Here is a 12,514-nt window from a genome sequence, read left to right as displayed (position 1 = left end):
GGTCTCAGCTCCGGTCCTGGATCGAGGTGGGCACGGGCATGTGCAGCGCCAACTGGCCCTCGGTGGTGACGTCGAGCTGGATCGTGCGGACCGGCTTCAGTGACCGCAGGTCGTCGCTCATCCGGCCCCGGCCGAGCCGCAGGTCCAGGCCGCGGGGGAACCGCGTGGTTCCCGAGGAGAGCATGTTGATCTGGCTGGTCGTGGAGTGCCAGGCACCGTCGATGGTGGTGTACGAGGTCAGAGTCGAGACGTGTTCGCCGGTGGGCCGGGCGGTCTGCTTCGGGGTGGGCGCCGACAGCGCGAGGTCGAGGCCGCCCTGGTCGTTGGCGACCCTGGTGGAGGTGCGATGGGTGTCGATGTCGACGTCGAGTTCGGTGACCCACTTGGGGAACCCATAGCCGTCGTGGCCGCGCACCTGCGCGATCTCGGTGTTCACCGGGAGCGAGAGGACGTAGGAGTGGAGGGAGTCGTTCTTGAGCCCGGTGACCAGGTCGAGCAGGCCGAGCCCGCCATGCCGCGCCGGCTTCACGGCGATGCCGACCGCGGCCTCGGTATAGAAGTCGATGTCGCAGACGTCGTACCGGAAGGACATCACGGAGACGATCCCGATCCCCGGGGCGATCTCGAGCGGGGTGAGCTCCTGGGGCAGGCGGGCCCGGATCGCTTTGGTCGGCGCGAGCATCGTGAGCCGGGTCGTGGAGATGCGGTAGTAGAAGTTCGGCGTCAGCGTGGGCCCGATGCGGGAGTCCACGCGGCTTTTCGGCATCCGGCGGAAGAAGTCGACGCTGCTGACCCGCGGGTCCCGCTCGACCTCGTCGAGATCGGTGTCCATGCGGAACCGGTCGTAGAGGCCGCCTACGGGGACGGTGACGGGACGCCCTCCGAGATCGACCTCTACGGTCCGGTCGCGGTCGGTCGGCTTGGTGGTCGAAGCCATGGACTCTCCTCCAATGTAAGCGGTGTCAACACCGAGGATCGCACGGCATGTAAGCACCGTCAACAATGGAGGATGTGAGGCACGCGACGGGCGGACGGCACACGTCAGGAGCCGACCGAGGCGATGGCGAGGAAGGCGTTGCGCACCCGGTCGGCGACCTCCTCCTCCGACGCGGCCTGCAGCTTGCCGTCGAGGTACAGGCAGGCCAGCCCGTGGGCGAGCCCCCAACCACCCGACGCCAGGGCCGAGGCGTCCGCGTCGGGGAAGACGCGATCGAGCGCGTCGGCCAGCAGCTCGTGCAGGGCGTCGGCCGCCTTGACCCGCTCGTCATGGGCGTCCTCGCACGGCTTGCCGAACATCACACGGAACAGCGCCGGGCGCCGCAGCGCGAAGGCGACATAGGTGACGGCGAACTCGGCCAGGTCCGGGAGCGAGGCGGGCAGGTCGCGCCCGCCGCCCAGGTCGGCCAGCAGGTCCCGGAAACCCTCGACGGCCAGTGCGGACTCCAGGGCGTCGCGGTCCTTGAAGTGGCGATACGGCGCGGTCGGCGACACGCCGGCCTGGCGCGCGACGGCGCGCAGCGAGAAGGGCTCGCCGCCCTCCAGCATCTCCATCGCGGTCGACAGCAGGGCCGCCCGCAGGTCGCCGTGATGGTAGGCGCTCTTCTCTGATGTTGACATTGCTTACTTCGTCCTCCTATGCCTTGTTAGCACTGTAAACATAGTGTACGTCCGGAGGACCCGAGACCTGCGGGAACGGGCCCACGCTGTGCTCACCGGCCGACCGACGTATCCGGTCGACCGGCCGATCACCACACCGGCCCTCGTCATCGGCCTGGGCGACGACACGCGGTCGCCGGTCAGCGCAGTCGACGACCTCGTTCATCGCCTTTTCTCGTCCACCTCGGTGACACGTTGACACCGGATCAGCGACCAAGTGCCAGAAGGCTCGGCCGGCGACCACATCGGCTGGGTCCGCACCCGGCCGCGGTGGTCGACCGCATCCGTGACGGCACGACGCCGCTCGCAGCCGGGCTGTCGTCGCCACCCGCCCCATCCACTTCAAAGGAGACCCAATGCAGACCGTTCTCGGCGCCGGCGGACCGATCGCCGACGAGCTCGTGAACGAGCTCCACCGCAACCACACCAAGGACATCCGCCTCGTCAGCCGCAAGCCCTCGCGAGTGAACGACACCGACGAGCTCGTGGCCGCAGACCTCACCGACGCCGACGCCACCAGCCGTGCCGTCGCGGGCAGCGACATCGCCTACCTCACCGTCGGCCTGCCCCTGGACTCGGAGCTGTGGGAGCGACAGTTCCCCGTCATGATGCGCAACGTCATCGACGCCTGCGCCGAATACAGCACGAAACTCGTCTTCTTCGACAACACCTACATGTATCCCGGAACCTCGACGCCCCAGACCGAGGCGACGGCATTCGCGCCGGGCGGACGCAAGGGACGGGTCCGCGCACAGATCGCCACCATGCTGCTGGAGGCCATGCGGGCCGGCCGCGTCGAAGCGGTGATCGGCCGGGCCCCCGAGTTCTACGGTCCCGGCCGGACCAAGAGCTACACGAACTCGTTGGTGTTCGACCGGATCAAGGCGGGCAAGCGGCCGTTCGTCCCTGTCGACGCCCATACCAAGCGGTCCCTGATCTGGACCCCCGACGCGAGCCGCGCTCTCGCCCTGCTCGGCAACACGCCGGATGCCTACGGCCAGACGTGGCACCTCCCGGTCGACCCGGACCGGCGGTCCTACGCCCAGCTCATCGACCTCGCAGGCGAAATCACCGGTCGCAAAATCGGCTACACGGTGCTGCCGATGCTCGCCTTCCGCCTCGGGCGCCGCTTCGTCAAGCCGCTCGACGAGATGTACGAACTGCTCGTCCGCTACCGGGACGACAACATCTTCGACAGCTCCAAGTTCGCGGCCCGCTTTCCCGAATTCCAGGTCACGAGCTATCGGGAGGGAGTGGAGCGGATCCTCGCCGGCTGACCTGTCGACAGGTCTCCCGTCGACAGGTCCTCCTGATGGCTGACTCGTGCCGCAATGCCGAACCGGATCTGGTGCTCCAACGGCGTGACGTCCGTGGCGCGCTGGAAGGGCCGACGGAGTTCGACACGTCCAGGTAGCCGACACTGCGGGAGATCTGGGCGATCACGGGGGTGGGCGTGCAGTTGGGCCTGCACCTCACGGATGCCGGTGGCACCGTGTGGAAGTTGGGGCGTGAGCTCCTGCCGGTCCACGAGGGTGAGGCCCAGGTCGACCCACGCGCCCGCGGTCGTCGCGGCCATCTCGGCCACCTCGGTGGTCTCCCGTCTTAGCGGAAACCGAGACAACCACCCAGGCCGATACGCCTCGACGCATGGCAAGGACAAGACCCCGAACTCGCCACCGGTCCCCACGCCTTCCAGGCCTACGGAGTCGCCCTGCCGTAGCTGGCGACATGCCCGGCTGCCCGTCCCTAACTGTCTCTAACAAAAGTGGGTTGATCATGTGACTGTCGGCTTGATCGCTCGTTGGTGAGGGCATGGGGAAGCGTCAGTCGCGGCCGTGGATCGTGTCGGACGAACTGTGGTCGCTGATCGAGCCGTTACTGCCTGAGCCGCCGCCGAAGCAGGTCGAGGGGCGGCCACGAGTACCTGACCGTCAGGCCCTGTGCGGGATTCTGTTCGTCCTGCACACCGGGATCCAGTGGGAATACCTGCCGCAGGAGCTGGGCTTCGGTTCGGGGATGACGTGCTGGCGTCGGCTGGCGGCCTGGAACGAGGCCGGCGTGTGGAACCAGCTGCACCAGTTGCTGCTGAACAGGCTGCGGTCGAAGAACCAGCTGGACTGGTCGCGGGCGGTGATCGACTCCTCCCATGTCCGGGCCGCGCGCAGGGGCCCAAAAGCGGTCCCAGCCCGGTCGATCGCGCACGTCCGGGCAGCAAGCACCACATCATCACCGACGGCCAGGGCATCCCGCTCGCGGTCTCGCTGACCGGCGGCAACCGCAATGACGTCACCCAGCTGCTTCCGCTGCTGGACAAGATCCCGCCAGTGGCCGGAGTGGTCGGCCGGCCGCGCAGGCGGCCCGACATGCTCTTCGCGGACCGCGGCTACGACCACGACAAGTACCGCCGACTCCTGCGCCGGCGCAACATCCGGCCCGCGATCGCCGAGCGAGGCCAGCCGCACGGCACCGGCCTGGGCACCTTCCGCTGGGTCGTCGAGCGGACGATCTCCTGGCTGCACGGCTTCCGCCGGCTGCGCATCCGCTGGGAGCGACGCGACGACATCCATGAAGCCTTCCTCGGTCTCGCCGTCTGCCTGATCACCCACCGCCACGTTCAGAGGCTTTGTTAGGGCCAGTAAGGAACAGGTCCGCGAACTCCTCGTCCTGGAACGCCACATCCAGCCGGTCCCGCATCAGCATCGTCGGGGATCCGCAGGCCTCTCCTGGCCCGCACGCACATATCCGCCCTCTCCCCGGAACCCCGGAACCGGGCCGAGATCAGGAAGGCGGAGGACAGAATTCGGCGTCCACGATGGGCAGGATGGTCTCCGCCCCCCAGTCCGCGTTGTAGTCGAGCGTGAGTTGGTGACGGCCGTCCTCTGTGGTGGCGGACAGTGTCAGCCATCCCACCATGCCCCCATCGTGGTACCAGAGGGTGGCGCCGCAGCTCAGCTGGAACCGTTCGATACCGAGGCCGTAGGACGCGCCCGGGAAATCGGGATTGCCGATGGTCGTCTTCATCTCCTTCAACTGCCGCGGCGGCAGCAGTCTCCCGCGCATCAGTGCCGCGTAGAACCGATTCAGATCCGTCGCGGTGGAGATGATGTCGCCGCTGCCCCAGATCTGTGACCCGTTCACCTCGGTGACGTCGTCGATACGATCCGGCTGCGAGGCGAAAAGCCTGGAATAACCGGGGCTGGCCGGTCGCGGCAGACGAACTCCCTTGCCGGGAAAAGACGTCGCCCGGAGCCCCAGGGGTTCGAGGATACGGTCACGCACCTCGTCCTCGGACGACCTGTCGGCAACCTTCTCGACGATCAGCGCCGCCAGGACATCGTTGGTCGTGGAGAAGGAGTGCCTGGCACCAGGTGCGAACAACGGCGCGTGGGACAACGCCACCCTCACCCGCTGCTCCGGCGTCAGGGTGTTGAAGCGGTGCCGGAGATAGCCCTCCCCCGTCAGGTACGTCTCCCCGTACGTCGGGTCGGCGAGGTAGTCGAACAGGCCACTGGTGTGGTTGAGGAGCTGCCGCACGGTGATCTCACGGCCGTAACTGCCAAGACCCGCCAACAGACCGGGCAGGTACCGTGCCACGGTGTCGTCCAGGTCGAGCCGCTTCTCCGCCTCCATCTGAAGCAGGACCGTCGCAACGAACGTATTGGTGATACTGCTGATGCGGAACCGGTCGTTCCTACCCCGTGGCGCACCCGTCCTCAGGTCCCCCACACCCGATGCCGGCTTCCAGGTAGCGTCGGCGTCACGTGCTTCCGCGGTGACACCGGGGACGCCCGCCCTCACAGCCGCGTCCATCGCCCTCCGGGTCGCTTGATGCTCGACCGCCGCAGAGGTCGCGCCACGCGATGCCTGCGCGGAATCCGTGAAAGCGGTGACCGTCATCACGAGCACCACCAGACCGACCACGCCGGTCCTTGATCTCTTGGGTATGGCGATTTCCCACTCCCCTGATTCGCCCCTACGCCACAGCCGTCGACCGCACGTTCATTTCTGAATTCCCCCGATGACTTCATTGCTTCAGAGATGACGGCAGACCATATCGAAACCCGATTGTCCGGTCGACGGGACACCACGATTCGAGGACTATTCCATCGTTTTCGCAGCGCCCATGGAAGGTGAGTACCCCATGTATCCATGTATCCATGTATCCATGTATCCATGCATCGATACCGAAGAGATCAGCGGCCCCGCTCGGCTGTCGCGTTCGCTCCCGAGGCCGTTTCTCCTGCGCCATGCGGACTCGCTTCCGCGGGACATCATGGCGGGGCGGAAACGGCCTCGGGAATTGCGACCCCCTGAACGCGTCAGGCGTAGCAGCGTGAGCCGGTGACGATGCGGATGCCGGTCACCTTGCCGTATCCCCGGTGGTACAAGGAGGCCTGGCGTCCCGGTTCGGCGCAGCTGGTGTAGCCGCTGCTGTAGAGGAAGTACGCGGCGCCAGAGTGCCGGGCGTTGTAGACGTAGGTGACGTCGGAGCGACGGAAGGTCTGCCAGTAGGACGTGACGTCCTTGTAGGCGCCCACCATGACCTGGTGGGGCTCGTACACGCAGACGTACGGATTCCTGCATCCGCCGAGCGATGACGGCGAGGCGTGAGCTGCCGTTCCGACGGCCAGAGTCGACCCGATGAGCAGAGTGGCCGACGCGCACAGCACGCCGAACCTTTGTGCAAGACGATGACGCATGTCCTTCTCCCCCTCTTTGTGCGGACGACGAGCACATCAGCGACCGGTCGCCAACAGGAGGGCGTGCGAGGGTGGTTCGGAGGTGTGCGTACGGGGTGCGGTCTCCCCCGCGCCCTTCTGCACGCCCGTGCCGTGCGGAAGCTGATCTCGCGGTTACCGGCCCGATGAAGTGCTTACACCGAGGCCGGGACCGTGTGGAGTGGCGGCCGACGGCCTCGTCTCAGGCGTCGGGCCGCACCGGCGTCGGCGCCCGTCTCCTCAGGCGGCGTCCTCGTCAGGGTGTTCCTCCACGGTGCGGGAGTCGGTGAGGCTGAGCGCGCCGCCCGCGGCGATCAGGCCGACGACGACGGCGAGGACGCCGTAGGTGACCCGTTCGCCGTGGAAGAACGACGCCACGAGGCCGTGGCTCCAGGTGCCGGCGGGCAGTTGAGTGGTGACCAGGGCGGCGATGAGGGTGCCGACCACCGCGGTGCCGATGCTGGAGCCGACCTCCTGGGCGGTGTCGTTGAGGGCGGCGCCGATGGAGGTGCGGTTGGCGGGCATCGCGTCGACGAGTGCGACCGCGCAGATCGTCATCACGGTCCGCAGGCCTACGGTCATGATCACCATGCAGACCGCGATGGCGCCGTATCCGTGATCGACGCCCCAGGACAGACCCGCCAGCGAACCGGCCAGGCAGGCCGCGCCCACCAGACAGGCGATGCGGTGGCCGAAGCGGCGGCCGAGCCATTCGGACAGGGGGGTCGCGACGAGCATGGTCACGATGATCGGCAGGTTGGCCAGCCCGGCCCGTACGGGGCTCCAGCCGTACGCGTACTGGAAGTGCAGGATCAGGCCGAACATGATGCCGGCCATCGCGATGGAGGTACCGACCTGCGCGATGGTCGCGCCCCGCACGGTGCCGCTGGTGAACAGGCGCAGATCCAGCATGGGGGCGGCACTGCGGCGTTCGTGCCGGACGAACGCGACCGCGGCCGCGACCGCACCGGCGATCGAGACCAGGGTGATCGTGGAGAGCCAGCCGTGCTCGACACCGCTGGTCAGCGAGTAGCAGGCGAGCCCGATGGCCGTGACGCTCAGGACGGCGCCAGGTACGTCGAGCGCGTCCTTGGTCAGGTCCTCGGCCCGGTCGGCGGCCACACCGAGCCGTACGCCGACGCAGGCGATGAGCGCGATCGGGGCGTTGACGAGCAGCAGCCACTCCCACCGCACGTGGGCCAGCGCGGTGCCGCCGAGCAGGGGGCCGAGGACGAAGCCGGACATGCCCACGACGATCATCACCGTCATGGCGCGCATGCGCAGCGCCTTGTCGTCGAAGAGGCGGAAGACGAGGGAGTTCGTGATCGGCGCCATCGCGGCGGCGGCTATGCCGAGCGCGGCCCTGAGGGCGATCAGCTCCCCCGCCGTGGTGACGAGGACGACGCACAGACTCAGCGAGCCGAACACGCCCAGTCCGATCAGCAGCACCCGGCGACGGCCGAACCGGTCGGCTGTCGACCCGGCGGTGAGCAGGAGTCCGCCGAAGGTCAGCGAGTAGGCGCCGGTCACCCACTGCAGCGCAGTCGTCCCGCTGCCGAGGTCGCGGCCGATCGTGGGCAGGGCGATCGAGAGCAGTGTGTTGTCGACCATTTCGACGAAGAAGGCCAGGCAGAGGGCTGCCAGGGGGATCCACGCCGCGCGTAGGGACGGGTAGACGCGTGCGGGTGAGTGCAGCGTGGTGGTGGTCATCGCAGGCCTTCCGGTCGAACGTCGTTCGGTCATCGAACGGCGCACGGTCATCGAACGCTGTACGGGTATCGAACGCCGTACGATGCGGTACGATAGAACAACGTTCGATACGATGCAAGACGCGACGTGAGAAGCGAGGGGACGACAGCCATGGCACGCCTTCAGAGCCGCTCGGGTACGGGACGCCGACGGGCCTCGCACTCGATGGAGTCCGTACTCACGGAGGCGGTGGCTCTGCTGGACGAGGCCGGCGCCCCGGCCCTCACGTTCCGGGCACTCGCCCAGCGCCTCGGCGGCGGCGTGGCCAGCATCTACTGGTACGTCGACAGCAAGGACGAACTCCTCGACCGCGCGACCGACCACGTCATGGCCGCCGTCCTGGTCCGCCTCGAGAGCCTCCCGCACCGCGACGACCCGATCGACGCCCTGCGCGAGATGGCCCTGACACTCTTCGACGGGATCGTCGAACGCCCGTGGCTGGGCGACTACTTCATGCGCAACACCGAAGTCCAGGGCAACGCCCTGCGCCTGTACGAGAGGCTCGGCCAGCAGACACTCCGCCTCGACCTCACCGCACGCCAGCGGTTCTACGCGGTGTCCGCCATCGTCGGCGTCGTCGTCGGCTCCGCCGTCGACCTCGGCAAGGAGCCGCCCCAGGAGATCCTCGACGGCGCCACGACCCGCGAGGAATTCCTCGGCCGCTTCGCCAAGTCCTGGCGCGAACTCGACCCCGAGGAATTCCCGTTCGTCCACGAGATCGTCGACGAGTTCGACGGCCACGACGACGTCGACCAGTTCCGCTCCGCACTGGAACTCACCCTGACCGGCCTGCGCCTCCAGGCCGGCGCCTGAGAATTCCCGCCACCGCACACCCCTGACACGGCGCACGCCGGCAACCACGCTCCCGGCAGCCATCCGCCAACACCGCGCGGTGCCTGGTCAGTTAATCGGTTGCGGGGCACCTGGACGGGGTGTCTGATCCCGACCATGACGATTGTGCTGAGTACGCCCACGGCCGACGGAGCGCGCGAGGCCATGGCCGCGCTGCGTGAGTGGCAGCACGACGAAGCACCCATGCAACTGCATCCCGGGGACATCGGCTGGAACTACCGGTTCGGGACGGCCGAGACGCACGCGGTGCTCCGCACCTGGAGCCGGGACGGACACATCCTCGCCGTCGCGATGCAGGATTCGCCGACGCTGGTGCGGATGTCGGTCGCTCCCGATGCCTTCCATGACGAGGACTTGGCACGGCGGCTCGTCCAGGACTTCTCGCTGCCCGAGCGCGGCGTGCTGCCGGAAGGAACGGTCTCCGTCGAGGCCCCGCAGGGCCTGCTGCTCCACGACCTGTTGACCCAGGAGGGCTGGGATGTCGACGACCCGTGGACACCGCTCTTCCGCGACCTCGCCGAACCAGTGGAGGACCCCGGCGTACGGATCGAGGAGATCGGCCTGGAGCAGGCACAGGACTTCGCCGACGTCCTGCGGTCCGCGTTCAACAGCACGCGGCCCACGCGCGAGTACCGGCACAGGATGTCCGCGGCTCCGTTCCACGCCGACGCCCGATGCCTTGGCATCTACGACGACCAGGGCAACCCCGGTGCGGTGGTGACGGTCTGGTCCGCCGGCCCCGGGAAACCGGGGCTGGTCGAGCCAATGGGTGTCCACGCCGAGCACCGCGGCCACGGCTACGGCCGGGCGATCACCGTCGCCGGGGCGGCCGCCCTGCGGGAGCTGGGCTCGTCAAGCGTGCGCGTGTGCACGCCGAGCTCCAACGTCGGCGGCATCGCGACGTACAAGGCGGCCGGGTTCACGGAGAGGCCGCAGATCGCCGACCGGATCCGAAGAACATCCCTGACACCGTGATCGGAGAGGTGGGTCCTCCGACGGGACAGGCGGGGGTGAGTAGGTCAGTGATGGCCGGTGACCGTGAACCTCCACTGACCGGAGCCGACTGTGTACACGGTCTCGTCATGGCCGCCGTGCTGCGGCCGCGCGCCGGATGTGGCGTGGACCTCCACGTGAGTCCGGCCGAGGTGGGGGACATGAACGGTCGCGGTGCTGCCGACCGGGACATTGACATCGAGGACTGTGCGGTCGTCGTCGTTCGTCCAGGAGCTGGCGACTCGACCGCGGACGGTCGCGATGGATGCCGCCGCGTGGTGCAGTCCTGTGGGGATCTGCGGGGCGATGGTCACAGTGCGGTAGCCGGGGCCGGTCGGCTGGATGCCGCCCAGCTGTGTGTAGAAGGAGGCGTTGATACCGGCGAACATGGCGTGGTCGTGGCTCTCCATGCTTGAGAAGTAGGTCCACTCCTCCCAGGAAGTCGTCGCCCCCTTCGCGATCTCATAGCCGAAACCGGGATAGCTGCGCTGGTCCAACACCTTCATCGCCACATCGGTCCGGCCGATCCCGGCGAGCGCGTCCATGAGGTACCGGGTTCCGAAGATGCCGGTGTCGAGGTGACCGGCGTCCTTGGTGAGGATGGTGTCGACGAGTTGGTCGCCCACCTTGCCGACGTTCTGTGCGGGCACCATGCCGAAGGCGAGCGGCAGCACGCTCGTCGTCTGTCGGCCGTCGCCGTAGGTGTCCCCCGCCGCGTTGAGGAACGCGGTGTTGAACGCCTGCTTGATGGCGTCGGCGATCTGGGTGAAGTGTGCGGCCTCGTCGCTGTGGCCCAGCGCTTCCGCGGCCTTGGCCACGTCCACGGCCTGCAAGTACGACAGGGCGGTGTTCACCACGGACACTTCGCTGGTGCAGTCGCCGGCGCTCGGGTTGCCGAGGCCGCCGTTGGCGTTGGAGCTGTGGTCGGGCGGGCACCAGTCGCCGAACCCTCGGTCGGCCGGCCAGATGTGCCCGGGCACGTCGGTGGCGTTGGTGTCGACGAACTCCTTCATCCCCGGGTACACGCTCTCGAGCGTGGCACGGTCGCCGTACTGCTCGTACAGGGTCCAGGCGAGCGTGATCTGGTCGCCGTCCATGTCGGGCTGCTGCGCGTTCCCGGCGTCGTTGGGGAGCGGAACGCCTGGCGGCATGTCCTGGAGGTAGTCGGCGTAGTAGCCGTCCATGCCGAACTCGCGGACGGAGGCGTCGTGATAGGCCTGTACGTCCATGCCGGGCGGGGTCCGCTCGTCACGGACCGGGTTGTCGGTGGGAGTGCTCATCGAGTTGTTCAGGATGGTCCGCCGGTTGTTCTGCCAGATCTGGTCGAGCAGCGGGTCGGAGGAGGAGAACGTGCCGGTGGACGTCACGTCGGTGTGCACCACCCGGGCGTCGAGGCTCTTGGCTGTCGGGGTGCCCGGGTAGCCGGTGACCTCGACGTACCGGAACCCGTGGTACGTGAAGCGGGGTTCGTACGTCTCGGTGGTGCGGGCGCCGGCCAGGGTGAAGGTGTCGGTGGCCGCCGCGGAACGGTTGGTGGTCGTGTCGAGCATGCCGTCGTCGCCGATCTCCTCGGCGGTCCGCATCCGTACGGTGGTGCCCGCCGCGCCCTTGACCCGCAGGCGCTCCCAGCCGGCGATGTTCTGGCCGAAGTCGTAGACGTAGACGCCCGGTTTCGGCTGGGTGAGTCTCACCGGTGCGAGTGTGTCGGTGACCCGGATCGGCGGTGCGGTGGCGGCGGTCAGAGTGCCGGTCGGTGCCTGCACGGTCCGCACGGGCTGCCAGCTGGTCGCGTCGAAGCCGGGTGTGTCCCAACCCGGCTTCTCCAGCTCGGCGTTGTAGGTCTCGCCGGCGTAGATGCCGTTGCTGGTGATCGGACCGGTGGACCAACTCCACTTGTTGTCCGTGGTGATGGTCTGACGGTGGCCGTCGGTGTAGGTGACGTCGAGCAGCACCACGGCCTGCTGAGGGCCGGTCCAGCGGAAGCCGTAGGGGCTGAACCGCTCGTCGTAGCCGTTGCCGAGCCACAACCCGACGGTGTTCGCACCGCCCCTGAGGTCGTCCGTGACGTCGTAGGTCGTGTAGAGGTCGCGTTTGTCGTACGGAGTCGAGGCGGGCGCGAGGACCTGGTCGCCGACCTTGGCCCCGTTGAGGTGCAACTCGTAGAAGCCCAGGCCGAACACGTAGGCGCGGGCGGTGGCGACCTTCTTTCCGTCGAGGGAGAAGGCGCGGCGGAGCATCGGCGCGTCGGGCTCCGCGTCCAGGAGGGTGGGATCGCCCCGGGGTTCGAGCCGGCCGTCGCTGATCGCGGTGTCGGGGAAGAGCGGGTCGGGTGAGGTGCTGAAGTCGTCGGAGAAGAGAGCGGCGCCGCCCAGGCTGTGGACCGCGATGTTGTCGTAGAGGGCGTCCTCGGAGACTCCGTTGGTGACCGAACTGCGGAAGCCCAGCGTGCCCGCGGTCAGGGTGGTGTCGGTGCGGGTGTCGACCTGGGTCCCGTCGATCGAGGTGGTGATGCGGCTGGCCTCGGCCCTGATGGTCAGGTGGTGCGG

9 protein-coding genes and 1 pseudogene are annotated in these 12,514 nt (G+C 68.1%); 4 read left to right on the top strand and 6 right to left on the bottom strand.

The annotated features are described in order from the left end of the window. Window positions 1-4: 4 nt before the first annotated feature. Both OHT77_RS44425 and OHT77_RS44420 read right to left on the bottom strand, forming a co-directional pair. Window positions 5-937 carry an acetoacetate decarboxylase family protein gene (locus OHT77_RS44425; RefSeq protein ID WP_328834071.1) on the bottom strand — a complete coding sequence of 311 codons (933 nt, stop codon included), beginning with the start codon at window positions 935-937 and terminating at the stop codon, window positions 5-7. Between the two features lie 104 nt (window positions 938-1,041). Continuing rightward, entirely contained in the window at window positions 1,042-1,617 is a 576-nt protein-coding gene (locus tag OHT77_RS44420; protein WP_328834070.1) for a TetR/AcrR family transcriptional regulator, read from the bottom strand. A gap of 395 nt (window positions 1,618-2,012) precedes the next feature. Here OHT77_RS44420 and OHT77_RS44415 point away from each other — a divergent pair, with 395 nt between their 5' ends. Together OHT77_RS44415 and OHT77_RS44410 are read left to right on the top strand one after the other, a co-directional pair. Continuing rightward, entirely contained in the window at window positions 2,013-2,933 is a 921-nt protein-coding gene (locus OHT77_RS44415) for an NAD-dependent epimerase/dehydratase family protein (protein ID WP_328834069.1), read from the top strand. A 535-nt stretch (window positions 2,934-3,468) separates the two neighbouring features. Beyond that, window positions 3,469-4,286, top strand: a protein-coding gene (locus tag OHT77_RS44410; RefSeq protein ID WP_328826315.1) for an IS5 family transposase whose coding sequence is annotated in 2 segments (ribosomal slippage) — window positions 3,469-3,820 and window positions 3,820-4,286 — 819 coding nt in all. Because the reading frame shifts where the segments join, the coding sequence is not laid out codon by codon here. Window positions 4,287-4,434: 148 nt separating this feature from the next. On the opposite strand, the gene OHT77_RS44405 is transcribed toward OHT77_RS44410, so the two are convergent. From OHT77_RS44405 to OHT77_RS44395, 3 genes are all read right to left on the bottom strand, one after another. Next, window positions 4,435-5,577, bottom strand: a complete 1,143-nt coding sequence (locus OHT77_RS44405) for a serine hydrolase domain-containing protein (RefSeq protein ID WP_328834068.1) — start codon at window positions 5,575-5,577, stop codon at window positions 4,435-4,437. A gap of 398 nt (window positions 5,578-5,975) precedes the next feature. Further along, the gene (locus OHT77_RS44400; protein ID WP_328834067.1) at window positions 5,976-6,218 is read right to left on the bottom strand and encodes a hypothetical protein; all 243 of its coding nucleotides are present in this window, start codon (window positions 6,216-6,218) and stop codon (window positions 5,976-5,978) included. A 396-nt stretch (window positions 6,219-6,614) separates the two neighbouring features. Then, window positions 6,615-8,084: an MFS transporter gene (locus tag OHT77_RS44395; protein WP_328834066.1), complete on the bottom strand. Its 1,470-nt coding sequence runs from the start codon at window positions 8,082-8,084 to the stop codon at window positions 6,615-6,617. A 204-nt stretch (window positions 8,085-8,288) separates the two neighbouring features. On the opposite strand from OHT77_RS44395, the gene OHT77_RS44390 reads away from it, so the two are divergent. Both OHT77_RS44390 and OHT77_RS44385 read left to right on the top strand, forming a co-directional pair. Further along, the gene (locus OHT77_RS44390; RefSeq protein ID WP_328834502.1) at window positions 8,289-8,936 is read left to right on the top strand and encodes a TetR/AcrR family transcriptional regulator; all 648 of its coding nucleotides are present in this window, start codon (window positions 8,289-8,291) and stop codon (window positions 8,934-8,936) included. 135 nt (window positions 8,937-9,071) lie between these two features. Further along, window positions 9,072-9,950 carry a GNAT family N-acetyltransferase gene (locus OHT77_RS44385; RefSeq protein WP_328834065.1) on the top strand — a complete coding sequence of 293 codons (879 nt, stop codon included), beginning with the start codon at window positions 9,072-9,074 and terminating at the stop codon, window positions 9,948-9,950. A gap of 44 nt (window positions 9,951-9,994) precedes the next feature. Here the strand turns inward: OHT77_RS44385 and OHT77_RS44380 are convergent. Further along, window positions 9,995-12,226: pseudogene (locus tag OHT77_RS44380) on the bottom strand (family 78 glycoside hydrolase catalytic domain); the annotation flags it as partial. Between the last annotated feature and the right edge of the window lie 288 nt (window positions 12,227-12,514).

This window comes from Streptomyces sp. NBC_00252 (genome assembly GCF_036187565.1).
In the GTDB taxonomy this organism is placed as follows: domain Bacteria; phylum Actinomycetota; class Actinomycetes; order Streptomycetales; family Streptomycetaceae; genus Streptomyces.
Note: the sequence above shows the minus strand (reverse complement) of the source record. Positions and strands in the feature narration are given on the sequence as shown.

Excerpts from the sequence above, each read along its gene's own strand:
- OHT77_RS44420 (WP_328834070.1), bottom strand. The coding sequence starts at position 1,617 with ATGTCAACATCAGAGAAGAGCGCCTACCATCACGGCGACCTGCGGGCG.
- OHT77_RS44385 (WP_328834065.1), top strand. The coding sequence starts at position 9,072 with ATGACGATTGTGCTGAGTACGCCCACGGCCGACGGAGCGCGCGAGGCC.
- OHT77_RS44415 (WP_328834069.1), top strand. The coding sequence starts at position 2,013 with ATGCAGACCGTTCTCGGCGCCGGCGGACCGATCGCCGACGAGCTCGTG.
- OHT77_RS44390 (WP_328834502.1), top strand. The coding sequence starts at position 8,289 with ATGGAGTCCGTACTCACGGAGGCGGTGGCTCTGCTGGACGAGGCCGGC.
- OHT77_RS44395 (WP_328834066.1), bottom strand. The coding sequence starts at position 8,084 with ATGACCACCACCACGCTGCACTCACCCGCACGCGTCTACCCGTCCCTA.
- OHT77_RS44425 (WP_328834071.1), bottom strand. The coding sequence starts at position 937 with ATGGCTTCGACCACCAAGCCGACCGACCGCGACCGGACCGTAGAGGTC.